The organism is Bradyrhizobium sp. 14AA (assembly GCF_054185205.1).
Window position 1 is genome coordinate 85,296 of record NZ_JAVAYM010000003.1, and the last position, 24,366, is coordinate 109,661.

A 24,366-nucleotide genomic window follows, 5' to 3' on the forward strand; every position below is an offset into this window, starting at 1 on the left:
CCGGCAACTTCGACAAACGTGGGCGCGGCAGATCGGCAATCGCATGCCGTTTGTGGCTCAGGGCCAAAAACGGTTTCCGCATCTGAAAGGAAAAGGGTAAAGTTTTAGGCAGAAGGCCGATCGTAGAACTACGTAATTACTAGAAGTTGCAATGGGTTGCCGGAATGGAACCGGCGCGGGAGACAGGCGTTAGTACATTGTTGCAATTTGCCTGAAGGGGGGTCCTAGCAATGCTGGTCGGCGCACTCGTCACCTTTCTCGTCGTCATTCTCGTGCTTTATCTCATCAACATGCTTCCGATGGACGGCCGCGCCAAACAGATCGCGCGCGTGATCATCATCATCATCGGCGTCGTGTCGCTGCTGAAATATTTGACGGTGTTCTAGCGAAAGTATCGCAGCCCGGATGAGCGAAGCGACATCCGGGAGGCCGCAATGAAGGTCCCGGATGTCGCTGCGCTCATCCGGGCTACGGCTGCTACGGTTGCCCCACAACAAGCCCCGGCGTGAGCCGGGGCTTCATTGCTGCTGCTTCAGTGCAGCGACTTCAGCCAGTCGTCGACGTCCTGACGAACCTGGTCCTTGGCCTTGCCGTAGCGTTCCTGGAGCCGGCCCTCGAGCTGCTCGCGGCGTCCCTCGATCAATTGCAGATCGTCGTCAGTGAGCTTGCCCCATTTCTCCTTGGCCGAGCCCTTGAACTGCTTCCAGTTTCCTTCGATCCGATTCCAGTCCATGACCATCTCCCATTGGGTTGATGGCCGGACAACGCGAGGCGCGCGCAGCCGTTCCGCAGCGTGTCGCGACGTTTCGTCCACCACGAGCGATGACCTCGTAGCCCGGATGAGCGAAGCGATATCCGGGGGGCTTGCCCCAAGTGCTGCCGGTCCCGGATGTCGCTTCGCTCATCCGGGCTACCGGGGGCCAAATGAAAAAAGCCCCGGCGCACGCCGGGGCTTTCGACAGTTCAGTGACGCAACCTCAGCCCGCCGCCTTGTCAGCCAAGCGCCTTGGCTTCGCGGCGGCGCGCGGTGAGGATGTATTCGGTGTAGCCGTTCGGCTGCTCGCGGCCCTTGAAGACGAGATCGCAGGCGGCCTTGAAGGCGACGCCGTCGAATGCGGGCGCCATCGGCTTGTAGATCGCGTCACCCGCGTTCTGCTTGTCGACGACGACGGCCATGCGCTTCAGGGATTCCATCACCTGGGCCTCGGTGATCACGCCCTGGTGCAGCCAGTTGGCGAGATGCTGGCTGGAGATACGCAAGGTCGCGCGGTCCTCCATCAGGCCGACGTCGTGGATGTCGGGCACCTTGGAACAGCCGACGCCCTGGTCGATCCACCGCACCACGTAACCCAGAATGCCCTGGCAGTTGTTGTCGATCTCCTGCTTGACGTCGTCGGGCGCCCAGTTCGACTTCGACACCGGGATGGTGAGGATGTCCTCGAGCTTCGCGCGCGGTCCGCCCTTGGTCAGCTCCTGCTGGCGCGCGATCACGTTGACCTGGTGGTAGTGCAGCGCGTGCAGCGTGGCCGCTGTCGGCGAGGGGACCCAGGCGGTGGTGGCGCCGGCCTGCGGATGGGCGAGCTTCTGCGTCAGCATGTCCGCCATCTTGTCGGGGGCGGCCCACATGCCCTTGCCGATCTGGGCGTGGCCGGGCAGGCCGTCGATCAGGCCCATGTCGACGTTCCAGTCCTCATAGGCCTTGATCCAGGCCTGTGCCTTCATCTCGTTCTTGCGGATCATCGGGCCCGCTTCCATCGAGGTGTGGATCTCGTCGCCGGTGCGGTCAAGGAAGCCGGTGTTGATGAACATGATGCGCTTGGAGGCGCGCTGGATGCAGGCCTTGAGGTTGACGGTGGTGCGCCGCTCCTCGTCCATGATGCCGACCTTCAGCGTGTTCTCCGGCAGGCCCAGCATCTTCTCGACGTGGTCGAAGATCTCGCAGGTCAGCGACACCTCGTCGGGGCCGTGCATCTTCGGCTTGACGATGTAGGCCGAGCCGGTGCGGCTGTTCTTGACCTTCGAATTGCCCTTGAGGTCATGAATGGCGAGCAGGCCGGAGACGGCGGCGTCGAGCAGACCTTCCGGAACCTCTTCGCCCTTCTCGTCCAGCACCGCGTCGGTGAACATGTGGTGACCGCAATTGCGCATCAGCAGCAGGCTGCGGCCGTGCAGCTTGACCTCGCCCTTTCCGTCCGGGGTCTTGTAGCTGCGGTCCGCGTTGAGCGAGCGCGTCAGCGTCTTGCCGCCCTTTTCGAAATCGGCCGACAGCGTGCCGTTCATCAGGCCGAGCGTGTTGCGGTAGACCAGCACCTTGTCTTCGGCGTCGACCGCGGCGACCGAGTCCTCCATGTCCAGGATGGTGGAGACCGCGGACTCCATGATCATGTCGGCGACGCCGGCCGGATCGTCCTTGCCGATCGCGCTGCTGCGGTCGATCTTCACCTCGACATGCAGGCCGTTGTTGACGAGCAGCACCGCGGACGGCGCGGCCACATCGCCCTGGAAGCCCGCGAACTGAGCGGCGTTCTTCAGCGCGGTGGCGTTGCCGCTCTTCAGCTTCACCGCGAGCTGGCCCGCGACGACGCTGTAGGCGGTGACGTCGGTGTGGCTGCCGGTCGCGAGCGGCGCGGCGGCATCGAGGAACGCCTTGGCCTTGGCGATCACCTTGTCGCCGCGCGCCTTGTTGTAACCCTTGCCGCTCTCGGCAGCGTCGTGAGGTATAGCGTCGGTGCCGTAGAAGGCGTCATAGAGCGAACCCCAGCGCGCGTTCGCCGCGTTCAGCGCGTAGCGTGCGTTGGTGAGAGGCACGACGAGCTGCGGGCCGCAGATCTTGCCGATTTCCTCGTCCACATTGGCGGTCTCGACCTTCTGCGTCGCCGGCTCCGGGACGAGATAGCCGATCTCCTTCAGGAAGGCAGTGTAGGCGTTGAGGTCGAATGCCTTGCCCTTGCTGGCGCGGTGCCAGTCGTCGATCTTGGCTTGCAGCGTGTCGCGCACCGCCAGCAATGCGCGGTTCTTCGGCCCCAGATCCCTGATGATGGCGGCAACCCCGGCCCAGAACGCATCCGGCGCGATCCCCGTTTTCGGGGCCGCTTCCTTGGCGATGAAATCGAACAGGACGGGAGCGATCTTCAATCCGTGGGCGTCGACGCGTTTCATGATGGGCTTTCTTGTTGGAAATGGCTGTTTTTTGGCTGCTTTTGACCCGACAGCAGCAAAATGCGCCCACAGGGGGCGGCTTTCGGGGCCCTATTAGCCCCAAAATCGGGGCGGTGAGAAGACCCCCGGGGGTTTGTCAAAATGTCAAGATTGGGTGTGGGGATTGCCGTTCGGCCTGTACCCATGGCGTCCGCTGCTAATGCAATGGGCGCGATCTTTCTCCCGGGTCGTCCTGGCGAAAGCCAGGACCCCCGCGCGAGCGCTTGCGCTCGTCGCGATTACCTCTGGGAGGAGTTTGACGATGACTCGTCGTTCGGGACTGTCACTTGGCCCCACAGGCAGATCACGCGGTATGGGTCCTGGCTTTCGCCAGGACGACACCGTTGGTGAGGCGCGGAGTGTGCTCCTTGAGCGGAGCGCACCCCTCAAATATTCGCGGCGAGGTCCACGGCTTCGTCGAACAGCACGCCCGTGGTCTTCAGCATCTGCTCGATCTCGTCGGCCGCCTCGGCAACCGTCCGCGTCGACGTGTCGATCACGAGCTCGGCCGCCTGCGGCGCCTCGTAGTCGTTGCCGATGCCGGTGAACGAGGCGAGCGCGCCGGCGCGGGCCTTCTTGTAATGGCCCTTGGGGTCGCGTTCCTCGCACACCCCGGCCGGTGTCGCGACATGGATCTCGCGGAACGCGGTGTCGGCGATGCGGCGCGCGGTGGCGCGGTCTTCGCGGGCGGGCGAGACCGCGGCGACGATCGCGATGTGGCCGTTGCGGGCGAGATGCGTCGCGACCTCGGCGAGACGACGGATGTTCTCGCTGCGGTCCGTGGCAGAGAAGCCGAGATCGCTGTTGAGTCCGGCGCGCACCGTGTCGCCGTCGAGCAGGATCGGCGAGCCGCCATTGGTGAACAGCCGCCGCTCCAGCGCCTTGGCCAGTGTCGACTTGCCCGAGGCGGGCAGGCCGGTGAGCCAGACCACGGCGCCGTTGTGCTGATAGCGCGCAGAGCGCTCGTCGGGACGGAGCGCGGATTCCACCGGCACGATGTCCACGGGCACGGCGCGCTGGCCGGCATCGACCGACAGCACCAGGCCACCGCCGGCGATGCGCCCGGAGACCTCGATCACGAGACGGCCGGTGCGCGGATTCTCGGTGTAGGGATCGGTCGCGATTGGATTGGACAGAGAAATATCGATCTCGCCGACATGGTTGCGGCCGATCGCCTTGTTCTCGGTGCTCGACAATTCGCCGGGATCGACCGCCTTCTCGATCGCCACCACGGTGGCGCGGCTTTCCTTCGGCCCGCAGCGAACCAGGAGCTGATCGCCCTTGGCGAGCGGCTTGTCGTGCAGCCAGAAGATCCGCGCGCGTAGGCGCCGCGTCTCGCGCGGGGCACTGCCGGCATGCGCGACGATGTCGCCGCGCTCGATGAACAATTCGCGGTCGAGCGTGATGCCGACCGAGCGGCCTGCACCTTGCCGGCCCGCGACCGGTGTCACCGGCCAGCTCTCGACCGTCTTGATCCTGGCGATCTTGCCGGCCGGCATGATCACGATCTCGTCGCCGGCAATGAGGCTGCCGGACTCGATGCGGCCCGCCACGATGCGGCGGTCGTCGAACTTGTAGATCGCCTGCACCGGCAGCCGCAGCGCCAGCGCTTCCAGCGGCCGCGCCGGCTCGAGGGCGTCGAGCGCCTCGACCACCGTCGGGCCCTTGTACCAGGAGATGCGGTCGGTGTGCTCGGCGACGCCGTCGCCGTCGCGCGCGGAGATCGGGATCACCGCCGTGGGTTTTACGCCGAGGCCGTTGAGATGTGCGGAGATCTCGTCGCTGATCTCCTTGAAGCGCTCTGCGGAGAAGTCGACGCGGTCCATCTTGTTGACGACGACCGCGACCTGCTTCACGCCGAGCAGATGCAGGAGATAGCCGTGCCGCCGGGTCTGGTCGCGCACGCCTTCGAGCGCGTCGATGATCAGCACCGCGCCGTCGGCCTGCGAGGCGCCGGTGATCATGTTGCGCAGGAATTCGGCATGGCCGGGCGCGTCGATCAGCACGATGTCGCGCGAATTGGTGCGGAAGCGGATCTGCGTGGTGTCGATGGTGATGCCCTGGTCGCGCTCGGTCTGGAGCGCATCGAGCAGGAACGACCATTCGAACGGCATGCCGCGCCGTGCGCTGACGGCTTTCAGCATCTCGAGCTTGCCGTCGGGCAGGCTGCCGGTCTCGTGCAGCAGGCGGCCGACCAGCGTCGACTTGCCGTGGTCGACATGGCCGACGATGACGATGCGGACCTGGGGGCGCGTGGTGCCGTTCGGGGTGGCCGGCGCAGCGGGAGTAACGATCATGTTCATACGACGCTCGCGTCCTTGATCAGAGATAGCCGGCGACGCGCAGGCGCTCGAAAGCGTCCTCGGTCTCGTGGTCGAGCGCGCGACCCGCACGCTCCGGCACCTTGGTCTGTTCGAGCTCGATCAGGATCTCGTCGATGTTCGACGCCGTCGAAGCGACCGGATTGGTGATGTCCTGATCGCCCAGCGAGCGGTAGCGCTTGCCGTTCTGCGAGAGATAAAGCGGGATGATCGGGATGTTCTCGCGCTTGGTGTAGGCCCAGATGTCGGCCTCGGTCCAATGCAGGATCGGGTGTATGCGCAGATGCGCGCCCTGCGGCGGCGAGGCGTTGAAATGGTCCCAGAACTCCGGCGGCTGGTCGCGCACGTCCCAATTGCCTTCGAGACCGCGCGGCGAGAACACGCGCTCCTTGGCGCGCGTTGCTTCCTCGTCGCGGCGGATGCCGGCGATCAAGCCGTCAAAGCCGTATTTGCCGAGCGCCATCTTGAGACCTTCGGTCTTGCGCGCGGCGGAACGGGCGGCCGGCGGCAGCGTCGGGTCGACGGCATCGATGGGCGGGCAGGGCTCGACACGCAAATCGAGATCCCACTCTTTTCCGTAATGATCGCGGAAGCGATACATCTCCGGAAACTTCTTGCCGGTGTCGACATGGAGGGCCGGGAACGGCAGGCGGCCGAAGAAGGCCTTGCGCGCCAGCCAGATCATGACGTTGGAGTCCTTGCCGAGCGACCACAGCAGGGCGATCTTCTTCAAACGGCCAAAGGCCTCGCGGAAGATGTAGATGCTCTGCGCTTCCAACTGGTCCAGATGATCCATGCTGGGGGCGGTCAGCCCGACGGGAATTTGCTCGGAAACGGGAGTCCGGGAGTCTCGTTGATCTGCACCGGAATTGGTCCTGAGAAGATGCATCTCTGCCACTTTGCGTTTGGAGGCGAAAATTCTATAGTTGCGCTGCGGAAGAGAAGAAAAAATTTTCTCTTTGCGCGCTCGAAACGACACATATATAGAAAATAATTCCAGTCAACCCCGTATGTGGGGGAAGCGAGTATCGCATGCGGTTCCTGCCGGTGTTCCTCGATCTCAAGACCGGTCCGGTGGTTCTCATCGGCGCGGGTGAGCTTTTGCGCGCCAAGTTGCGCGTGCTCGCCGCTGCCGGCGCGCGCATTCGCGTGCACGCGATCGATGGCAATCACGATCTGGGCCTGAGCTCCGAGGACGCGGCGCGTATCGAGATCACGGCTGCCGATCCGCTCACGGCCGATCTCTCGGGCGTTATCGCGATCGTTTGCGCCGGCGCTGGCGATGTCGGCGTTGCCATGTCGGTCCGTGCCAAGGCGCTCGGCCTGCCCGTCAACGTCATGGACGATCTCGAGCATTCCAGCTTCATCTTCCCGGCGATCGTCGATCGCGGCGATGTCGTGGTCGCTGTCGGCACCGGCGGCACCTCACCGGTGGTGGCGCGGCGCGTGCGCGAGAAGATCGAGGCGCTGCTGCCGGCGCGCATCGGCGAGCTCGCCGAGTTCATCGGCGGCTTCCGCAAATCCATCAACGAGCGCATTGCCGAGTTTCCGCTGCGCCGCCGCTTCTGGGAGCGCGTCATCGACGGCCCGATCGGCGCCGCGGTGCTTTCGGGACGCAAAAGCGAGGCGGACGCCGCGCTCAAGGCCATCTCAGATCCGTCGGCGTTCGCGCGCGCCGACAAGCCGGAAGGCTCGGTCGCGCTTGTGGGCGCCGGTCCCGGCGACCCTGACCTTCTCACCATCAAGGCGCTGCGTGCCTTGCAGGACGCCGACATCGTCTTCCACGACGAGCTGGTCTCAGGCGAAATTCTCGACCGCATCCGCCGCGATACCACGCGCGTTCCGGTCGGCCGCCGCGTCGGCAAGCCCGGCATCGGCCAGGACGCCATCAACAGGCGCATGATCGAGGCCGCGCAATCCGGGCAGCGCGTGGTGCGGCTGAAGGGCGGCGATCCCTTCGTGTTCGGCCGCGGCGGCGAAGAGGTGGAAGCCCTGCGCGCTGCTGGCGTCGCCTATTCGATCATTCCCGGTATCACCGCAGGGCTCGGTGGCGCCGCCGATTTCGAGGTGCCGCTCACCTACCGTCATGAAGCGACCCGCATCACCTTCCTCACCGCGCACAAGGCGCGCGATGCGGAAGTCGTGGATTGGTCGACGCTGACCGACACCAGAATGACCGTCGTGGTCTACATGGGCATGACCGCGGCGCCAGCCGTGCGCGCGGGCCTGTTCGCCGCCGGCCGCTCGCCGGAGACGCCGGTCGGCGTGTTCGCGCGCGTCACGCGGCCCGACGCGCAGGGCGCGATCGGCACGCTGCGCGACCTGCCCGAGCTCGTGCGGCGGATCCATGGCGGGCCCGCCATTCTCATCATCGGCGACGTGGTCCGGCATGCCGGTTCTCTTCGCCGCGAAACCCCAAAGCAAATCATCTCTGACCTATTGGATGCAGCCGAATGACCTCCCCGCTCGAACAGAAGAAGATCAAGATCGCCGGCCCCTCGGTCGTGACCGCCAACCGCACCTGGGACGGCATCGTGGTCTATCGCACCGCTGCCAAGAGCTGGTCGGCGGACCTCTCGGAAGCCGCCATCGTGCGCAACTCAGACGAGGCCAAGGCGTTGCTTGCGGAGTCCGTGGCCGATGACGTCGGCGCGATCGGTCCCTATATCGCCCCGGTGCAGGTCAGTGCGGACGGCAAGATCGAGCCCGGCAATCTGCGCGAACAGATCCGCCTCACCGGCGTGACCATCGGACAGCCGGCCCAAGTTTAAGGCACTCACTATGTATGCTTACGACGAAATCGACCGCACGCTCGTCAACGAGCGCGTCTCGGAGTTCCGCGACCAGGTGAAGCGGCGCCTCTCCGGCGAGCTCACCGAGGACGAGTTCAAGATCCTGCGACTGCAGAACGGCGTCTATCTGCAGCTGCACGCCTACATGTTCCGCGTCGCGATCCCCTACGGCACGCTGGCGACGAACCAGTTGCGGGCGCTGGCTCATGTCGCACGCAAATACGACCGCGGCTACGGTCACTTCACCACGCGGCAGAACATCCAGTTCAACTGGATCAAGCTTGCCGAGCTGCCGGATGCGCTGGCCGATCTCGCCGAGGTCGGCATCCATGCGATGCAGACCTCCGGCAACAACATGCGCAACGTCACCTCGGACCAGTGGGCCGGCGTCGCGCCTGGCGAGATCGAGGATCCCCGCATCTGGTCGGAGCTGATCCGCCAGCACACCACGCTGCATCCGGAATTCTCGTTCCTGCCGCGCAAGTTCAAGATCGCGATCACCGCGTCGGACCACGACCGCGCCGCGATCAAGATCCACGACATTGGCCTCAGGCTGATCAAGAACGAGAAGGGCGAGACCGGCTTCGAAGTGCTGGTCGGCGGCGGTCTCGGCCGCACGCCGTTCATCGCCAAGACCATCAAGCACTTCGTGCATGGCCGCGATATCCTCAGCTATATCGAGGCGATCCTGCGCGTCTACAATCAGTACGGCCGCCGCGACAACATCTACAAGGCGCGCATCAAGATTCTGGTGCACGAGCTCGGCATCGAGAAGTTCTCCCGCGAGGTCGAGGAGGAGTGGCAGCACATTCGCAACTCCTCGCTCCAGATCGACGACGAGGTGATCGAGGACATCCGTTCGCGCTTCACCTATCCGTCCTACGAGAAGTTGCCGCACAATCCGGACGAGCTGCGTCAGGCCGCGGCCGATAGCGACTTCGAGGCGTGGCGCAAGAACTCGGTGGCCCCGCACAAGGTGCAGGGCTATTCGATCGTCACGATCTCGCTGAAGCCGATCGGCGCGCCTCCGGGCGATGCGACCGCCGAGCAGATGGATGCGCTCGCCGATCTCGCCGACAAATATTCCTTCGGTGAGATCCGCGTCGGCCACGAGCAGAACCTCGCGCTGCCGCATGTCGCCAAGCGCGACCTGCCGGCGCTGTGGAAGGCGCTGGACAAGCTCGGGCTGGCGACGCCGAACGTCAACCTGATCACCGACATCATCGCCTGCCCTGGGCTCGACTATTGCTCGCTGGCGAATGCGCGCTCGATCCCGATCGCGCAGGAGCTGACGCGGCGCTTCGCCAACCACGAGCTGGCCAACCTGATCGGCCGCCTCCACATCAACATCTCCGGCTGCATCAATGCCTGCGGCCATCACCATGTCGGCCATATCGGCATTCTCGGCGTCGAGAAGAACGGCGAGGAGGTCTACCAGATCACCATCGGCGGCCGTGCCGACGAGGGCGCCGCACTCGGCACCCTGATCGGACCGGGCGTCAAGTTCGACGAGGTCGCCGACGTCGTCGAGGACATCGTGGAGGCCTATCTGGCGCTGCGCGAGCGTCCGGAAGAGTTGTTCATGGATACGGTGAAGCGCCTTGGCGTCGAACCCTTCAAGGAGCGCGTCTATGCCACTCGTTAACGGCGGAAAAATCGCCGACGACAGCTTCGTCAAGCTGGCCGTCGACACGCCGCTGCCCGAGGGCGGCGACATCCTGGTGCCGGCCGAGCGCTTCGTCGCCGAGGCGGACGCGCTGCTCAAGCGCGCCGGCAAGGTCGGGGTGATCTGGCCGAACAGCCGCGACATCGACGAGCTCGTGCCGTATCTCGGCAAGATCGCCGCCGTCGCGCTGGTGTTCCCGACCTTCCGCGACGGACGCGCCTACAGCCAGGCGCGGCTGCTGCGCGAGCGTTACAATTACCGCGGCGAATTGCGCGCCACCGGCCAGATCCTGCGCGACCAGTTCGTGTTCATGCTGCGCGCCGGTTTCGACTCCTTCGAGGTGAAGAAGCAGGCCGACGCGGAAGCCTTCATGCAGACGGCCAAGCGCTATTCGGTGTTCTACCAGCCGACCGGCGATGGCCGCATCACGGCGCTGCACCGGCGCATGCAGTTGCGCCATTCGGAAGGTGTCGGCACGTGAACGCGATCGCGCCTCAGGTCTCATCGGTGTCCGTCTCCAGGCCGCCTTTGGCGGAGGAACTCGATCGCGCCTTGCGCGATGCTTCGCCCGCGGAGGTGATTGCCGCGGCGCTGAAGGCCGTCGGGCGCGAGAAGCTGGCGCTGGTGTCGTCCTTCGGCACGGAATCGGCGACCTTGCTGAAGGTCATGGCGGACGTCGACCCGGCGATCCCCGTGATCTTCCTCGATACCGGCTGGCTGTTCGAGGAGACGCTCGCCTATCGCGATACGCTGATCGCGACGCTCGGGCTCAAGGACGTCCGCTCGATCCAGCCGGCCGAGGAGGCGTTGTCGCGCGAAGATCCCGATCGCGACCTCTGGTTCTCCGATCCCGATGCCTGCTGCCGCATCCGCAAGGTGGAGCCGCTGGCGCGTGCGCTGAAGCCGTTTTCGGCCTGGATCAACGGCCGCAAGCGCTTTCAGGGCAATGCGCGCACCGACATTCCGGTCGTCGAGAACGATGGCGCGCGGTTGAAGTTCAACCCGTTTGCCAACGTCTCTCGCGAGGAACTCGAGGCGATTTTCGTCCGCGCCAAATTGCCGCGTCATCCACTTGCGTCGTCAGGCTTTCGTTCGGTTGGGTGTATGCCTTGCACGAGCAGAACGGCTGAGGGCGAGGATGAACGCGCCGGCCGCTGGCGCGGCCGGGCCAAGACAGAATGCGGCATTCACACGATGAAGACTTCGTAGCACAGTCCGCCTGTCACGCTGCGAACAAGAAAATCCGGTTCCGTTGACTTAAGAGCGTTTCGCCCCGAGTTATGCCCGCATGCCATCGACGACGCTGATGTCGCCGAGGTGAATGGAGATGGACATGATCCGCCGTATCGTTCCGCTCGCGGCAGGCCTCCTCTGGGCAAGCTCGGTTTTCGCTGCTGACATCAATCTGCTGAACGTGTCGTATGATCCGACGCGCGAGCTCTACGGCGAGTTCAACAAGGCGTTCGCAACCGCCTATCAGAAGGAGACCGGCAAGAGCGTCGAGATCAAGCAGTCGCATGGCGGCAGTGGTTCTCAGGCGCGTGCCGTGATCGACGGATTGCAGGCCGATGTGGTGACGCTCGCGCTCGCCTACGACATCGACGCGATCGCGACCAAGGGCCTCACCGCGGCCGACTGGCAGAAGCGCCTGCCGCAGAATTCATCGCCCTACACCTCGACAATCGTGTTCCTGGTGCGCAAGGGCAATCCCAAGGGCATCAAGGACTGGGATGATCTGCTCAAGACGGGCGTTGCCGTGATCACGCCGAACCCGAAGACGTCGGGCGGCGCGCGCTGGAATTATCTCGCGGCCTGGGGCTTCGCGCAGAAGAAATACGGCTCTGCCGACAAGGCCAAGGATTTCATCGGAAAGCTTTACCAGCAGGTGCCGGTGCTCGATACCGGTGCGCGCGGTGCCACCGTGACCTTCGTCGAGCGCGGTGTCGGCGACGTGCTGCTCGCCTGGGAGAACGAGGCCTATCTCGCCCTCAAGGAGTTCGGCCCGCAGAAATTCGAGATCGTGGCGCCGCCGCAGTCGATCCTGGCCGAGCCGCCGGTCGCAATCGTCGACAAGGTTGCCGACAAGAAGGGCACACGCAACGCCGCCGACGCCTACCTCCAGTATTGGTATACCAAGGAAGGCCAGGAGATCGCGGCGCGCAATTTCTACCGTCCGCGCGATGCCGAGATCGCCAAGAAGTATGAAAACGCCTTCGCCAAGGTCGAGCTGTTCACGATCGACGACGTTTTCGGCGGCTGGACCAAGGCGCAGAAGGAACATTTTGCCGACGGCGGCGTCTTTGATCAGATCTACAAGAACTGATCGGGCGCCGTCGGAGGGGTAACAGGGGGCCTGGTGAGCGCAATCGCAGCACGACGCCGGACATTGCCGGGCTTCGGTCTCACGATGGGACTGACGCTTTCCTGGCTCTCCGTCATCATCCTGATTCCGCTCGCCGGGCTATTCCTGCGCACGTTCGAGCTCAGCCCGGAGCAGCTCTGGGCCATCCTCTCCAGCCGCCGCACCCTGAACGCACTCCGCGTCTCCTTCGGCCTTGCCTTCGCGGCGGCCTGCGTCAATTTGGTGATGGGCAGCATCATCGTCTGGGCGCTGGTGCGTTACCGTTTTCCCGGCCGGCGAATCTTCGATGCCATCGTCGACGTGCCCTTCGCGCTGCCGACGGCGGTCGCCGGCGTCGCGCTGACTGCGCTGTTCGCCGAGAAGGGCTGGCTGGGCGCACCGCTCGCCGCGCTCGGCATCAAGGTGGCGTTCACGCCGGTCGGCATCTTCGTCGCCATGATCTTCATCGGCATTCCCTTCGTGGTGCGCACGGTGCAGCCGGTGCTCCAGGATCTCGACCCCGAGATCGAGGAGGCCGCTGGCAGCCTGGGGGCCAGTCGCTGGCAGACCATCGTTCGCGTGATCCTGCCCTCGCTCGCGCCGGCGCTGCTCACGGGCCTTGCGCTCGCCTTCGCGCGCGCGGTCGGCGAATACGGCTCGGTGATCTTCATCGCCGGCAATCTGCCGAATGTCTCCGAGATCGCACCGCTGCTGATCGTGATCCGGCTCTCCGAGTTCCGCTACGCCGATGCGACCGCCATTGCGGTGGTCATGCTCGTCGTGTCCTTCGTCATCATTTTCGCCGTCAACCGGCTCCAGCGCTGGGCGCAGAGCCGGATCCCGGCGCGCTGAGGGCGGATCATGACGATGCAGATCGCAGATTCCGTTTCGCTCTCGGCCTCCGACGCCAAGGCGCGCGCCCATGCGGCGGCCGCCCGGGACAACCTTCGTACCGAGCCGCGCGCGGTGCGCATCACCATCATCGCGCTGGCGATCATCTTTCTTTCCATCTTCGTCGTGCTGCCGCTGGTGGTCGTGTTCGCGCAGGCGTTCTCGAAAGGAATTCTCGCCTATCTCGCCGCGCTGTCCGAGCCGGAAGCGCTGGCTGCGATCAAGCTGACGCTGCTGGTCGCGGCAATCTCGGTCGGCCTCAATCTCGTGTTCGGCCTCGTCGCCGCCTGGGCCATCGCCAAGTTCGAGTTCAGGGGCAAGACGTTCCTGATCACGCTGATCGACCTGCCGTTCTCGGTGAGCCCGGTGATCTCGGGCCTCGTCTTCGTGCTGCTGTTCGGCGCGCAGGGCTATTTCGGCGGCTGGCTCAGGGATCACGATATCCAGATCCTGTTCGCAGTGCCCGGCATCGCGCTCGCCACCACCTTCGTGACGTTCCCGTTCGTGGCGCGCGCGCTGATCCCGTTGATGCAGGAGCAGGGCACGCAGGAAGAGGAGGCCGCGATCTCGCTCGGCGCCTCCGGTCTTCAGACCTTCTTCCGCGTCACGCTGCCCAACATCAAATGGGGCGTGCTCTACGGCGTCCTGCTCTGCAACGCGCGCGCGATGGGCGAGTTCGGCGCGGTCTCCGTCGTCTCCGGCCACATCCGCGGCGAGACCAACACCATGCCGCTGCTGGTCGAGATCCTCTACAACGAATACCAGTTCGTCGCCGCCTTCGCGATCGCCTCGCTTCTGGCGATGCTGGCGCTGATCACGCTGATCGCCAAGACAGTTCTCGAACGTCACCTCGATGAAGGAGACGACGCAAGTGACCATTGAAGTCAGGAATCTCGTCAAGAAGTTCGGCAGCTTCAAAGCTCTCGACGGCGTCGACCTCAAGGTCGACAACGGCGAATTGCTGGCGCTGCTCGGCCCCTCCGGCTCCGGCAAGACCACGCTGCTGCGGATCATCGCCGGGCTCGATTGGCCTGATGCGGGCGAAGTCTCCTTCAACGGCGAGGATGCGCTGGCGCAGGGCGCGCGCGAGCGCCATGTCGGCTTCGTGTTCCAGCATTACGCGCTGTTCCGCCACATGACCGTGTTCGAGAACGTCGCTTTCGGCCTGCGCGTGCAGCCGCGCGCGGTGCGCAAGGATGAGTCCGCGATCCGCGCCCGCGTGAAAGAGCTGCTCGACCTCGTGCAGCTCGACTGGCTCGCCGACCGCTATCCGAGCCAGCTCTCCGGCGGCCAGCGTCAGCGCATTGCGCTCGCCCGTGCGCTCGCGATCGAACCGCGCATCCTGCTGCTCGACGAGCCGTTCGGCGCGCTCGACGCCAAGGTGCGCAAGGAGCTGCGCAGATGGCTGCGCTCGCTGCATCACGAGATCAACGTCACCTCGATCTTCGTCACCCACGACCAGGAGGAGGCGCTGGAAGTCGCCAACCGCGTCGTGGTGATGGACAAGGGCAGGATCGAGCAGATCGGCTCGCCCGACGACGTCTATGAAACCCCGGCGACGGCCTTCGTCCACGGCTTCATCGGCGAATCCATCGAACTGCCGGTCCAGGTCGAGGGCGGCGTGATCAGGCTCGGCGACCGACAGCTTCCCCTCGCGGCGGACGGGCTTGCGCCTGGCGCGTCAAAACTGTTCGTGCGGCGACATGACATGCTGGTTGGCCCGCCCGGCAGCGGCGCCTTCGAGGGCGCCGTGCAGCACGTCCGCAATTTCGGCCCCGTGCAGCGGGCGGAGGTGGCATTGTCCGGCGGCGAGACCATCGAGATCGACGCGCCCCGCGACAGGGAACTGCGCGCCGGCGACACGATCGGCCTGGAGCCCCGCCGCTACCGGATATTTGCGGGTTAAGGCACCGTCATTCCGGGGCGCGCGTTAGCGCGAACCCGGAATCTCGAGGTTATTGAGCGAGATTCTCAGGTGCGCAGTAGCGCATCCTAGTTCGATGCTTCGCATCGCCCCGGGACGACTTGCGTCGATTTTCCTCAAAATTCACCTTTCAGCCACGGTTGGTATGCAACAACGGCCCCTCATTGGGGGCTCCTGACCATGCGCGCTGCGGCCGCAATATCCATTACTTTGCTGCTCGCCGGCTGTGCCGGCAACGAAGCGCCGGTCCAGCAGCCCTCGATGTATGCCGACATGGCGGCCCCGGGCTCCAAGCTCGACGCACAGGCGGCCGCGATCATGATCTCGCAATACCGCCAGAACAACGCCCTCGGCACCGTCGTCATCGATCCAGATCTGATGCGGCTCGCCGAATCCCAGTCCCAGGCCATGGCTGCGGCCAACAAGATGGACCACGACGTCCGCGCGCCGCTGGCCAAGCGCCTGGCCACCGGCGGCTATCCCGCCACCGTTGCCGTCGAGAACGTCTCGGCCGGCTATCATACGCTGGCGGAAGCGTTTTCCGGCTGGCGCGACTCGCCGCCCCACCGCGCCAACATGCTCAAGGGCGGTGTCACAAAATTGGGCATAGCGGCAAGCTATGCTCCGGGCACCAAATACAAGGTGTTCTGGACCATGATCCTGGCCTCCACCGAGCCCCGATAAGCCAGACTTGATCCCGGGATGCATTGACGCCGCGGCGGACTGTCGCCACGGTGGCTCGCCTTTTGCTATTGTTCCCACATGACCGATCATAGCCCGGAAGTCGCAACAGTCCCCGCGAATGCGCAACGCGTCCTGGTCCTCCAGGGCGGCGGCGCGCTCGGCTCGTACCAGGCCGGCGCCCATCAGGCGTTGTGCCATGCCGGCTTTGAGCCGGAATGGGTGGCCGGCATTTCGATCGGCGCGGTCAATGCCGCCATTATCGCCGGCAATGAGGGAGAGACCCGCGTCAAGCGGCTCAAGGAATTCTGGGAGATGGTCTCCGCGCCGGTGCCGTGGAAGCCGATCGGCAAGAGCGACCACAGCCGCGAGCTGTTCAACTCGACCAGCGCTGCGCTGATCGCGACCTTCGGCGTGCCCGGCTTCTTCACGCCGCGCATCCCGCCCGCGCCGCTCTGGCCGCCGGGCAGCTCGCAGGCCGAGAGCTATTACGACACCGCGCCGCTGAAGAAGACGCTGGAGCGTCTGGTCGATTTCGACCGCATCAACGATTTGAAGACGCGCCTGTCGGTCGGCGCGGTCGGCGTCACCTCGGGCAACTTCAAATATTTCGACAATTACGAGTTCAAGAAGCTCGGCAAGAAGATCGGCCCCGAGCACATCATGGCCTCCGGCGCGCTGCCGCCTGGTTTTCCGTCCGTCGTTATCGACGGCGAACATTATTGGGATGGCGGTATCGCCTCCAACACGCCGCTCGACTATGTGCTCGATGCCGAGGTCGATCGCGACATGCTGATCTTCCAGGTCGACCTGTTTTCCGCGCGCGGAGATTTGCCGAATTCACTGCTCGAGGCGACCGAGCGCGAGAAGGACATCCGCTTCTCCAGCCGCACGCGGATGAACACCGACAAGAACAAGCAGATCCACAACGCCCGCAGGGCCGTGCGCGACCTGATCGGCAAGTTGCCGGACTATCTGAAGAACGACCCGTCCGTCGAATTCCTCGCAAAAGTGTCGCGCGAGAGCACGGTCACGGTGGTGCACCTGATCTACCGCAGCAAGAACTACGAATCCTCGTCCAAGGACTACGACTTCTCGCATGTCGCCATGGTCGAGCATTGGGAAGCCGGCGTGCGCGACGTGCATCTGTCGATGCGCCACAAGGATTGGCTCGAGCGGCCGCAGTCCGGCGAGACCATGGTGACCTACGATCTCACGGGGGACGTCACCGCGCCCCCGCCAAAAAGGAGCGAATGATTATGGGTAGTCTGTCAGGCAAGAATGCTGTCGTGACCGGGTCGACCAGCGGTATCGGGCTTGCTTATGCGCGGGCTTTCGCCGCTGCCGGTGCCAATGTGGTCATCAACGGCTTCGGCTCGCCCGAGGACATCGAGAAAGAGCGTGCGAAGATCGAGTCCGATTTCGGCGTCAAGGCGGTCTACTCGCCGGCGGACATGACCAAGCCGGCCGAGATCGCCGGCATGATCGCGCTCGGCGAGAAGAGCTTTGGCTCGGTCGACATCCTCGTCAACAATGCCGGCATCCAGTTCGTCTCGCCGATCGAGGAGTTCCCGGTCGAGAAATGGGACCAGATCATCGCGATCAACCTGTCCTCGGCCTTCCATGCGATCCGCGCCGCCGTCCCCGGCATGAAGAAGAAGGGCTGGGGCCGTATCATCAACACGGCGTCGGCACACTCGCTGGTCGCCTCGCCCTTCAAGTCGGCCTACGTGTCGGCCAAGCATGGCATCGCGGGTCTCACCAAGACCGTGGCGCTCGAAGTCGCGACCCACAAGATCACCTGCAACTGCATCAGCCCCGGCTATGTCTGGACGCCGCTGGTGGAGAAGCAGATCCCCGACACGATGAAGGCCCGCAATCTGACGCGCGAGCAGGTCATCAACGACGTGCTGCTCGACGCGCAGCCGACCAAGGAGTTCGTCACCTCCGAGCAGGTCGCGGCCCTGGCCCTGTTCCTGTGCGGCGACGATGCCGCGCAGATCACGGGTACCAACCTCTCGATCGATGGCGGCTGGACGGCGGAGTAAGGTTCCGGAACGAGGAGCCGTAGGGTGGGCAAAGGCGCGTCAGCGCCGTGCCCACCATTCTTCCGAGATCACACCAGAAGCGGTGGGCACGCTTTCGCTTTGCCCACCCTACGATTTCGTCGTTCGGTCAGGCCTCAATGCGTCCAGGCCAGTGCCGTCACGATGGCCGACGACAGGTTCAGCTCCGCGAACATGATCTTGCCGGCGACCACGAACAGCACGCTGGCAAGTGTCAGGCGCAGCACCGACTCGGGGACGCGCGTTGCGCTGAAGCTGCCGACGACGATGCCGGGCAGCGAGCCCAGCAGCAGCACGCCCATTAGCGACCAGTCGACATCGCCAAGCGCCCAGTGCCCGATGCCCGCGACCAGCGTCAGCGGCACCGCATGGGCGATGTCGGAGCCGACGATGGTCGCCATCGGCAGGCGCGGGTAGAGCAGCAGCAGCACGGTCACGCCGACCGCGCCGGCGCCGACCGACGAAATCGACACCAGCACGCCGAGCACGATGCCGGTGACGACGGTTGCGATTGCCGTGGTGCGCTCGTCGACCTGCTCGAGGCGGCGGCGATAACGCTCCATGATCGACTTGCGGAAGATCAGCGAGGTCGCGGTCAGCAGCAGCGCGAAGCACAGCACGAGGTTGACCAGAGTGCGCTCGGAATCGTTCTTGAGGTCGAGCTTCCACAGCACGAACAGCGTCAGCGCGCTTGCCGGAATGCTGCCGCAGGCAAGCCGCATCACCGCCGGCCAGTGCACGCTGCGCGACCAGCCGTGCACGAAGCTGCCGCCGGTCTTGGTGGCGGCGGCATAGAGCAGGTCGGTGCCGACAGCAGTGGAGGGATGGATGCCGAACAACAGGATCAGCAGCGGCGTCATCAACGAGCCGCCACCCACGCCGGTCATCCCGACAAGCAGGCCGACGCCAAAACCGGAGGCGACATAGAGCGGATCGATCATGGTCTGGGAATCTTAGGTTTATCTCGTTGGTTGGGCAATACGACGTAGAATAAAGTTTCCCTGAGAGGCAACCTCTTGGATCAAATAAGAAAAATCATTCTAAAAGGCAGAGTAGGAGGGATGTTTCCCCTCTTTCCCGAGCCTCCCGCGAAACAGCCGTCCCGCGGGGCCCCGATCAAGCATACTGCCTTCCGGGCTCGTTCAGCCCCGCGAGCGGCCGCCGAGACGTGTGCCGTATGTGGACAATATGGATGATGTCACCACTGACGCGGTAAAATATGCGGAATGGATAGTGGACGACCGCCGCTACGCGGATCTGAGAACGGTGCGCGACGCGCGGCGCCGAGAAAGGCGCGTCCCGAAGGCGCTCGACGACGTCCATAAACTTGATCCAACAGCTTCGGCGATCACGGGGCTGGCGTTGGTCGCGTAATATGTCGCGATGTCCGCGAGATCAGCAAGCGCTTCTCGCGTCCAGACGATTTTCATCCGCGCCGAAATTTCGCGAAGGCGTCCGCAACTTCAGCATCCGTAGCGACCTCGCCACGATCGATCGAGGCCAAGGCCGCGTCGATGCTCCGCAATTCCTCTTGCGTTGCCAAATATTCGCCGCCGTGCAGCTCGCTTTCGATTTCGTTGGCAATCGCAACCAGCTCATTCTGAGCCTCTTCAGGCCAAGTCTGAGCACGTTCCAGAAGGTTTCGCAGATCGCTTGCAGACATGGCCCCAATTATATCAGGTGCCGCATTGCTTTCCAATTGCCTTGAGCCGCTCGCTAGCGCCCAAACGCCAGCACGTGCAGCCCCAGCCGCTGCCGCACGATCCAGAACAGCAGCACGGTCTCGAAGGTGAGCGAGATCGAGGTCGCGGCCGCGGCGCCGTGGCCGCCGTAGCGCGGCACCAGGGCGATGCAGAGCACGAGGTTCATCACGAAGGCCAGGCCATAGGCGAGGGCGCAGAGCTTCTGCTGGCCGAGCATGTTGAGCAGGCGCTCGACCGGCCCGATCGCAGAGCGGACCACGAGGCCGATCGCGGCGACGAACATGATGTCGTAGCCGATCACGAATTGCGGCCCGAACAGCCAGAGCAGCGGCTTGCCGAGCGCGAGCAGCACGATGGTCGCCGCAAGCGAGGGCCAGAACGTCCAGTTGATAGCGTGCGCCACGTAGGCCGACAGCCGCGCCTTGTCGCCGCTAGCGTTGTATTCGGCGAAGCGGTGCGCGGTCGTTGCCGACATCGCGTAGTGGATGAATGAGACCAGCGCCAGCGTCTTCACCACCGCGAAATAGACGCCGACCTCGTCGGAAGGGCGGAACTGCTGCAGCACCAGCACATCGGTGTAGGACAGCAGCAGGTAGAAGCTCTCGACCAGCAGGATCGGCAGCGAGACGGCGAGCCAGCCGCTGACGTCGTAAGTCTTCGGTCCCGGCTCGATGTGGTCGGCGAGCTTGCGGTTCAGCACCACCATCTGCCCGGTCATCGCGATCCACACCGCGACCGCGCTCGCGACCATCGCGGCGACGGCGCCGAGATGATAGCCGAGCAGGAAAGCAGAGGCTGTGATGCCGATGATCAGCGCCTGGCGGATGATGAATTGCGGCATCAGGCCGAGCTGCATCCAGTCATGCGAGCGCGCGATGCCGTCCTGGGTATTGGCGACGACGAAGGCGGGCAGCGTCATGCAGCCGATATAAAGCGGCAACGCCTCGGCCGGATCGATCCAGGGCGACAGCAGTTTTACGATGCCGGCAAGGCCGAGCGACATCAGCGTGGACGCGGCAAAGGTCAGCCAGCGGCTGCCGGAGAGAAAGCCGCGCAGCAGCGCGTCCTCGCCGCCGGTGCGGTACTCCGGAATGATTTTCTGCGCGGAAGCCGAGATGCCGAAATCCATCATGCTGCCGAGCAGCAGCACCCAGGTCCAGACATAGACATAGATGCCGTAGTCGGACGTACCCATCCAGCGCGCCAGCAGAACCTGCGAAAAATAGGCGAGCCCTGCGCTGATCACCCGGATGATGAAGATGGTGCCGGCCAGCCGCCGCGTCAGCGACGCTTCGCTCGAACCGCCCGTCAGCTTGGCCCGCAGCCGCGCGATCAGCCCGGCCGGTGCGGTCGTTGCGGGTTGTGCATCCATCACGGCCAATTCGAACAGCCCCCAGGCGTTCCGCATGCTGCGGCAGGCTTGATGCGGTAGTCTTGGGGATTAGCAACCATTCGTTAAGATTCGGTTGGGTGAGGGCGCTATGGGCCGGTGTCGTCCCGGCGAAGGCCGGGACCCATAATCCCAGGGAGTGGTTGCGGCGCGCACTGGCAACTCCGAGTCCTCGCCAAACCACTCCCTATGGTTATGGATCCCGGATCGACGCGCGCTCGAGGCGCGCTTGTCCGGGACGACAGCTGAAAGTGGGGCGCCAGCAGAGCAACTCACGCGCCGTCGTCCGGCCTTCGCCAGGACGACAGCAAGGGCTCACTCCAAATTCGTATTGAACTCGTACGATTTGTCCGGCCCGACCAGCGTGAACTTCAGCGCGGCGCCGTCGGGCTTGGCGCCCGGCGGCAGGCCGTCGAGCTCGAACGAGAAGCGCTTCACGCCCGGCGGGCTGTGTTCGACCGGCGCCGGAATCGGCAGTGCCCAATCCGCCGTCGGCCCTTCCACGAACAGATTGACGTTGCGTGCGTCTGCCGGCGCGACCACGTCCACCACCACGTTCTTGGGCCCGTCGCGCTTGACGTCGCGGATGGTCAGCGCATTGGGATCGCCGATATTGGCGGGTTTGGGCACCGTGTCGAGCGCTGCGCGCAGATTGGCGTCCTCGGTCGAGGCGACGCTGTTGAAGCCGAGCTCGGCGCTGGCCTCGACGGGAATGCAGAGCTTTTCGCACACCGCGTAGTTGATCTCGGCACGCAAGGTCACCGGCTTGTCGGCCGCCTTGGCGACGATGCGCAGGGGCAGCACGATCTGGTCGTGATAGCCGATCGAATGGCCGCCGGCGCCGTCGTCGAATTTCAGCGGCGCCGGCCACATGATCGTCACCGCCTCGACATTGTCCGATTTCGAGAAGTCGAACCGCGGCGGAACGCCGGAATCGCCGGGCGCGCGCCAGTAGGTCTTCCACCCCTGCTGCAGCTGGAAGGCGATACCGCCGAGCAGGACCGCGCCGCTGCGCGACCCCGCGAGCAGCCGCACCGCGGAATGTCCGTCGCGCTGCCAGGGTGATGCGTCGTCGGCACGAGCTGCGAGCGCCAGCGACGACGCAAGCAGGGTTGTCGCGACGCCAATCGCCGCACGCGTGGGAACTATGCTGAACATGGCACGTCTTTACAGGGCCACCCGGGGGCAAACCATTGAATTGCCTGTGATGGATGCACCTGAATCTTGTCTGTGCAAGCCTTGATTTGACAGCGGCCGGGCCCGACATCAGGATAGGAATTCAAACCGGAGTGCTTCAGCGATGGCTCCCGTAGGCAAGAGAACTGGCGGCGGTACCCGGAGCGCAGGCCCGGTGTTACCCCATTCGGCCGGCTATCTCGACGGCCGGCTCCTGATCGCGATGCCCGTGATGGGCGATTCCCGCTTCGAGCGCTCGGTGATCTATCTCTGCGCTCATTCGGCCGAAGGCGCGATGGGCATCATCGTGAACCATCCGGCCGGCAGCATCGACTTCCCCGAGCTCTTGCAGCAGCTCGGCATCATCAAGAAGGGCGAGCACATCAAGCTGCCCGAGAATGCCGAGAGCATGAAAGTGCTGCGCGGCGGCCCGGTCGACACCGGCCGCGGCTTCGTGCTGCATTCCAGCGATTTCTACATCGAGAACGCGACGCTGCGGATCGATGACGGCGTCTGCCTCACCGCGACCGTCGACATCCTCAGGGCGATCGCCAACGGCTCCGGCCCCAAGCACGCCATCCTCGCGCTCGGCTATGCCGGCTGGGCGCCGGGCCAGCTCGAGACCGAGATCCAGAGCAATGGCTGGCTGCATTGCGACGCGGATGCCGATCTGATCTTCGGCGACGACGTCGACGACAAATATTCGCGCGCGCTCCGCAAGATCGGCATCGATCCCGGCATGCTCTCGAACGAGGCGGGGCACGCGTAGCTGGACTACCGTCGTCCTGGCGAAAGCCAGGACCCATTACCCCAGGGAGCGGTTTGGGGCAGGCTGGTCACCACCGGCCTTCGTCAAACTATGTTCGGTGGTAATGGGTCCTGGATCAGCGCTCGCTTTGCTCGCTTGTCCAGGACGACGAAGAGGATTTGGCGAGGCGCCTCAACCAAGCTGGTGTCGTCCGGCCTAGCCGCGCAATTGCGCGGGGGGGGGGGGCCGGGACCCATAGCCACCGAACGTGGTTTGGCGAAGGCTCGGAGTTGTCGGCTCGTACTACAATTCGCTCTCTGGAATATGGGTCCCGGCCTTCGCCGGGACGACAGCGGTGTGTGCCGCGCTACTCCGCCGCCTGCTGCTGCACTGTCGGCTCGGTCCCCGCCACTGTCGCGCGGCGCATGTCGCGGGGCTGGGACTGGTCGTAGCGGCGGACGCGGTGCATGGTCTGGCGGTTGTCCCACATCACGAGATCATGCAGCTTCCATTTGTGGACGTAGACGAACTCGGCTTGCGTCGCGTGCTCGTTGAGATCGCGCAGCAGAAGCCGTCCCTCCGGCACGCTCATGCCGACGACCTTGCCGGCATGCGATGACAGATAGAGCGACTTGCGGCGATGCACGGGATGGGTCCGCACCAGCCGCTGCAGCACCGGCTTGAACATCTCCTTCTCGTCGTCGGTGTATTCGGTGAAGCCGAGCGATCCCCGCGAATACATCAGCGAGTGTTCGCAGACGAGATCGTCGATCTCCGCTTTGGTCTCGCCGTAGAGCGCATCATAGGCCGCGCGCATGTCGGCGAACTCGGTATTGCCGCCCTTCGGGTTCACGACGCGCGCCGACAGCAGCGAGAACTTTGCCGGGATCGGGCGGAACGAGCTGTCGGAATGCCACAGGCAGTTGCCGAGATTGAACAGATTGGCGCGGCTGTCCCTGGCGAGCGGCTTGCCGTCCTGGCCGAGGTTTGAAACATCGTTCAAGCCCGAGTTGAGGCGGTATTCGCTGGCCTTGGTAATGTTACCGCCACGCGCATCCTCGCGCTGACCAAAGTTCAGCGCGAAGGCCATCTGCTGCTCGTCGGTGATGTCCTGGTCGTGGAAAACGAGAACCGCATATTTGTCCATGGCGGCCTCGACCTCGCGCGCCTCGTCCGGTGTGAGCGGCTTGCGCAGGTCGAGGCCCGAAACCTCGCCGGCAAAATGCTTCTGAAGCTGCCGGATGGCGATCGTCATGGCGTTTTCTCCCGCGGGTCGCGAGCGGTTGGTCCCGCTCTGTCGGTTGAAAAAGCTACTCCCGCGTGCGTGGTTGTCAACGCTCGGCGCGCATGGCTGCCCGTAGCAGGCACGAAGTAGCCCGGGTGAGCCAACGGGTCGGCGCGAAGCGCCGCCCGATGACAGGCTCCGCGATACCCGGGAACGATGCGCGCAAAGTCCCGGATGTCGCTTC

24 protein-coding genes are annotated in these 24,366 nt (G+C 64.6%); 14 read left to right on the top strand and 10 right to left on the bottom strand.

Annotated features, from left to right (window positions below; all coding sequences use genetic code 11):
* Positions 1-230: 230 nt before the first annotated feature.
* Positions 231-386: a Thivi_2564 family membrane protein gene (locus RAD15_RS08210; protein WP_458176217.1), complete on the top strand. Its 156-nt coding sequence runs from the start codon at positions 231-233 to the stop codon at positions 384-386.
* A gap of 146 nt (positions 387-532) precedes the next feature.
* Here the strand turns inward: RAD15_RS08210 and RAD15_RS08215 are convergent, their stop codons facing one another.
* From RAD15_RS08215 to cysD, 4 genes are all read right to left on the bottom strand, one after another.
* Positions 533-733, bottom strand: a complete 201-nt coding sequence (locus RAD15_RS08215) for a CsbD family protein (protein ID WP_008546815.1) — start codon at positions 731-733, stop codon at positions 533-535.
* Positions 734-993: 260 nt separating this feature from the next.
* Positions 994-3,159, bottom strand: coding sequence for a malate synthase G (locus RAD15_RS08220; protein WP_458176220.1), 2,166 nt, complete (start codon positions 3,157-3,159; stop codon positions 994-996).
* 425 nt (positions 3,160-3,584) lie between these two features.
* Entirely contained in the window at positions 3,585-5,501 is a 1,917-nt protein-coding gene (gene cysC, locus RAD15_RS08225) for an adenylyl-sulfate kinase (protein WP_458176222.1), read from the bottom strand.
* A gap of 19 nt (positions 5,502-5,520) precedes the next feature.
* Positions 5,521-6,315 carry a sulfate adenylyltransferase subunit CysD gene (gene cysD / locus RAD15_RS08230; RefSeq protein WP_458176224.1) on the bottom strand — a complete coding sequence of 265 codons (795 nt, stop codon included), beginning with the start codon at positions 6,313-6,315 and terminating at the stop codon, positions 5,521-5,523.
* Between the two features lie 236 nt (positions 6,316-6,551).
* Between cysD and cysG the strand changes: the two genes are divergently transcribed.
* From cysG to RAD15_RS08290, 12 genes are all read left to right on the top strand, one after another.
* On the top strand, positions 6,552-7,976 hold the full coding sequence (cysG, locus tag RAD15_RS08235) for a siroheme synthase CysG (RefSeq protein WP_458176226.1): 1,425 nt from the start codon (positions 6,552-6,554) through the stop codon (positions 7,974-7,976).
* The gene (locus RAD15_RS08240) at positions 7,973-8,290 is read left to right on the top strand and encodes a DUF2849 domain-containing protein (protein ID WP_458176228.1); all 318 of its coding nucleotides are present in this window, start codon (positions 7,973-7,975) and stop codon (positions 8,288-8,290) included. The genes cysG and RAD15_RS08240 overlap by 4 nt, the downstream gene beginning before the upstream one ends.
* A gap of 10 nt (positions 8,291-8,300) precedes the next feature.
* Positions 8,301-9,956 (top strand): nitrite/sulfite reductase, encoded by a 1,656-nt coding sequence (locus tag RAD15_RS08245; RefSeq protein ID WP_458176230.1) that lies wholly within the window; start codon positions 8,301-8,303, stop codon positions 9,954-9,956.
* The gene (locus tag RAD15_RS08250; RefSeq protein WP_458176232.1) at positions 9,943-10,458 is read left to right on the top strand and encodes a DUF934 domain-containing protein; all 516 of its coding nucleotides are present in this window, start codon (positions 9,943-9,945) and stop codon (positions 10,456-10,458) included. The genes RAD15_RS08245 and RAD15_RS08250 overlap by 14 nt, the downstream gene beginning before the upstream one ends.
* The gene (locus tag RAD15_RS08255) at positions 10,455-11,186 is read left to right on the top strand and encodes a phosphoadenylyl-sulfate reductase (RefSeq protein ID WP_458176234.1); all 732 of its coding nucleotides are present in this window, start codon (positions 10,455-10,457) and stop codon (positions 11,184-11,186) included. Before RAD15_RS08250 ends, RAD15_RS08255 begins: the two co-directional genes overlap by 4 nt.
* 112 nt (positions 11,187-11,298) lie before the next feature.
* On the top strand, positions 11,299-12,300 hold the full coding sequence (locus tag RAD15_RS08260) for a sulfate ABC transporter substrate-binding protein (RefSeq protein ID WP_458176236.1): 1,002 nt from the start codon (positions 11,299-11,301) through the stop codon (positions 12,298-12,300).
* A 33-nt stretch (positions 12,301-12,333) separates the two neighbouring features.
* Positions 12,334-13,170, top strand: coding sequence for a sulfate ABC transporter permease subunit CysT (cysT, locus tag RAD15_RS08265; RefSeq protein ID WP_458176238.1), 837 nt, complete (start codon positions 12,334-12,336; stop codon positions 13,168-13,170).
* Positions 13,171-13,179: 9 nt separating this feature from the next.
* Complete coding sequence (gene cysW / locus RAD15_RS08270) at positions 13,180-14,091, top strand: sulfate ABC transporter permease subunit CysW (RefSeq protein WP_458176240.1); 912 nt, start codon at positions 13,180-13,182, stop codon at positions 14,089-14,091.
* On the top strand, positions 14,081-15,115 hold the full coding sequence (locus tag RAD15_RS08275) for a sulfate/molybdate ABC transporter ATP-binding protein (protein WP_458176242.1): 1,035 nt from the start codon (positions 14,081-14,083) through the stop codon (positions 15,113-15,115). Before cysW ends, RAD15_RS08275 begins: the two co-directional genes overlap by 11 nt.
* A 198-nt stretch (positions 15,116-15,313) precedes the next feature.
* Positions 15,314-15,817, top strand: coding sequence for a CAP domain-containing protein (locus tag RAD15_RS08280; protein WP_458176244.1), 504 nt, complete (start codon positions 15,314-15,316; stop codon positions 15,815-15,817).
* 78 nt (positions 15,818-15,895) lie between these two features.
* On the top strand, positions 15,896-17,071 hold the full coding sequence (locus tag RAD15_RS08285) for a DUF3734 domain-containing protein (RefSeq protein ID WP_458176246.1): 1,176 nt from the start codon (positions 15,896-15,898) through the stop codon (positions 17,069-17,071).
* A gap of 2 nt (positions 17,072-17,073) precedes the next feature.
* A complete protein-coding gene (locus RAD15_RS08290; RefSeq protein ID WP_028157423.1) occupies positions 17,074-17,862 on the top strand; it encodes a 3-hydroxybutyrate dehydrogenase in 789 nt (262 codons plus the stop codon).
* Between the two features lie 134 nt (positions 17,863-17,996).
* Here the strand turns inward: RAD15_RS08290 and RAD15_RS08295 are convergent, their stop codons facing one another.
* The 5 genes from RAD15_RS08295 to RAD15_RS08315 all read right to left on the bottom strand — a co-directional run bounded on the left by RAD15_RS08295 (position 17,997) and on the right by RAD15_RS08315 (position 22,131).
* The gene (locus RAD15_RS08295) at positions 17,997-18,821 is read right to left on the bottom strand and encodes a sulfite exporter TauE/SafE family protein (protein WP_458176248.1); all 825 of its coding nucleotides are present in this window, start codon (positions 18,819-18,821) and stop codon (positions 17,997-17,999) included.
* Between the two features lie 175 nt (positions 18,822-18,996).
* A complete protein-coding gene (locus RAD15_RS08300) occupies positions 18,997-19,203 on the bottom strand; it encodes a type II toxin-antitoxin system RelE/ParE family toxin (protein WP_458176250.1) in 207 nt (68 codons plus the stop codon).
* A gap of 103 nt (positions 19,204-19,306) precedes the next feature.
* Entirely contained in the window at positions 19,307-19,543 is a 237-nt protein-coding gene (locus RAD15_RS08305) for a hypothetical protein (protein WP_458176252.1), read from the bottom strand.
* A gap of 53 nt (positions 19,544-19,596) precedes the next feature.
* Entirely contained in the window at positions 19,597-20,964 is a 1,368-nt protein-coding gene (locus tag RAD15_RS08310; protein WP_458176756.1) for an oligosaccharide flippase family protein, read from the bottom strand.
* A 324-nt stretch (positions 20,965-21,288) separates the two neighbouring features.
* Positions 21,289-22,131 (bottom strand): protein-disulfide reductase DsbD domain-containing protein, encoded by an 843-nt coding sequence (locus RAD15_RS08315; RefSeq protein ID WP_458176254.1) that lies wholly within the window; start codon positions 22,129-22,131, stop codon positions 21,289-21,291.
* 142 nt (positions 22,132-22,273) lie between these two features.
* Here RAD15_RS08315 and RAD15_RS08320 point away from each other — a divergent pair, with 142 nt between their 5' ends.
* Entirely contained in the window at positions 22,274-22,918 is a 645-nt protein-coding gene (locus tag RAD15_RS08320; RefSeq protein ID WP_458176256.1) for a YqgE/AlgH family protein, read from the top strand.
* 346 nt (positions 22,919-23,264) lie between these two features.
* Here the strand turns inward: RAD15_RS08320 and RAD15_RS08325 are convergent, their stop codons facing one another.
* Positions 23,265-24,152 carry a TauD/TfdA dioxygenase family protein gene (locus tag RAD15_RS08325; RefSeq protein ID WP_458176259.1) on the bottom strand — a complete coding sequence of 296 codons (888 nt, stop codon included), beginning with the start codon at positions 24,150-24,152 and terminating at the stop codon, positions 23,265-23,267.
* Positions 24,153-24,366: the final 214 nt, after the last annotated feature.

Bases quoted from the DNA above. Each gene is read 5' to 3' on its own strand.
- RAD15_RS08325 (WP_458176259.1), bottom strand. From the start codon at position 24,152: ATGACGATCGCCATCCGGCAGCTTCAGAAGCATTTTGCCGGCGAGGTT.
- RAD15_RS08215 (WP_008546815.1), bottom strand. From the start codon at position 733: ATGGACTGGAATCGGATCGAAGGAAACTGGAAGCAGTTCAAGGGCTCG.
- cysG (WP_458176226.1), top strand. From the start codon at position 6,552: ATGCGGTTCCTGCCGGTGTTCCTCGATCTCAAGACCGGTCCGGTGGTT.
- RAD15_RS08250 (WP_458176232.1), top strand. From the start codon at position 9,943: ATGCCACTCGTTAACGGCGGAAAAATCGCCGACGACAGCTTCGTCAAG.
- RAD15_RS08315 (WP_458176254.1), bottom strand. From the start codon at position 22,131: ATGTTCAGCATAGTTCCCACGCGTGCGGCGATTGGCGTCGCGACAACC.
- RAD15_RS08295 (WP_458176248.1), bottom strand. From the start codon at position 18,821: ATGATCGATCCGCTCTATGTCGCCTCCGGTTTTGGCGTCGGCCTGCTT.
- cysC (WP_458176222.1), bottom strand. From the start codon at position 5,501: ATGAACATGATCGTTACTCCCGCTGCGCCGGCCACCCCGAACGGCACC.
- RAD15_RS08240 (WP_458176228.1), top strand. From the start codon at position 7,973: ATGACCTCCCCGCTCGAACAGAAGAAGATCAAGATCGCCGGCCCCTCG.
- RAD15_RS08300 (WP_458176250.1), bottom strand. From the start codon at position 19,203: ATGGACGTCGTCGAGCGCCTTCGGGACGCGCCTTTCTCGGCGCCGCGC.
- RAD15_RS08220 (WP_458176220.1), bottom strand. From the start codon at position 3,159: ATGAAACGCGTCGACGCCCACGGATTGAAGATCGCTCCCGTCCTGTTC.
- cysD (WP_458176224.1), bottom strand. From the start codon at position 6,315: ATGGATCATCTGGACCAGTTGGAAGCGCAGAGCATCTACATCTTCCGC.
- cysW (WP_458176240.1), top strand. From the start codon at position 13,180: ATGACGATGCAGATCGCAGATTCCGTTTCGCTCTCGGCCTCCGACGCC.
- RAD15_RS08320 (WP_458176256.1), top strand. From the start codon at position 22,274: ATGGCTCCCGTAGGCAAGAGAACTGGCGGCGGTACCCGGAGCGCAGGC.
- RAD15_RS08285 (WP_458176246.1), top strand. From the start codon at position 15,896: ATGACCGATCATAGCCCGGAAGTCGCAACAGTCCCCGCGAATGCGCAA.
- RAD15_RS08210 (WP_458176217.1), top strand. From the start codon at position 231: ATGCTGGTCGGCGCACTCGTCACCTTTCTCGTCGTCATTCTCGTGCTT.
- RAD15_RS08245 (WP_458176230.1), top strand. From the start codon at position 8,301: ATGTATGCTTACGACGAAATCGACCGCACGCTCGTCAACGAGCGCGTC.
- RAD15_RS08290 (WP_028157423.1), top strand. From the start codon at position 17,074: ATGGGTAGTCTGTCAGGCAAGAATGCTGTCGTGACCGGGTCGACCAGC.
- RAD15_RS08280 (WP_458176244.1), top strand. From the start codon at position 15,314: ATGCGCGCTGCGGCCGCAATATCCATTACTTTGCTGCTCGCCGGCTGT.
- RAD15_RS08260 (WP_458176236.1), top strand. From the start codon at position 11,299: ATGGAGATGGACATGATCCGCCGTATCGTTCCGCTCGCGGCAGGCCTC.
- RAD15_RS08305 (WP_458176252.1), bottom strand. From the start codon at position 19,543: ATGTCTGCAAGCGATCTGCGAAACCTTCTGGAACGTGCTCAGACTTGG.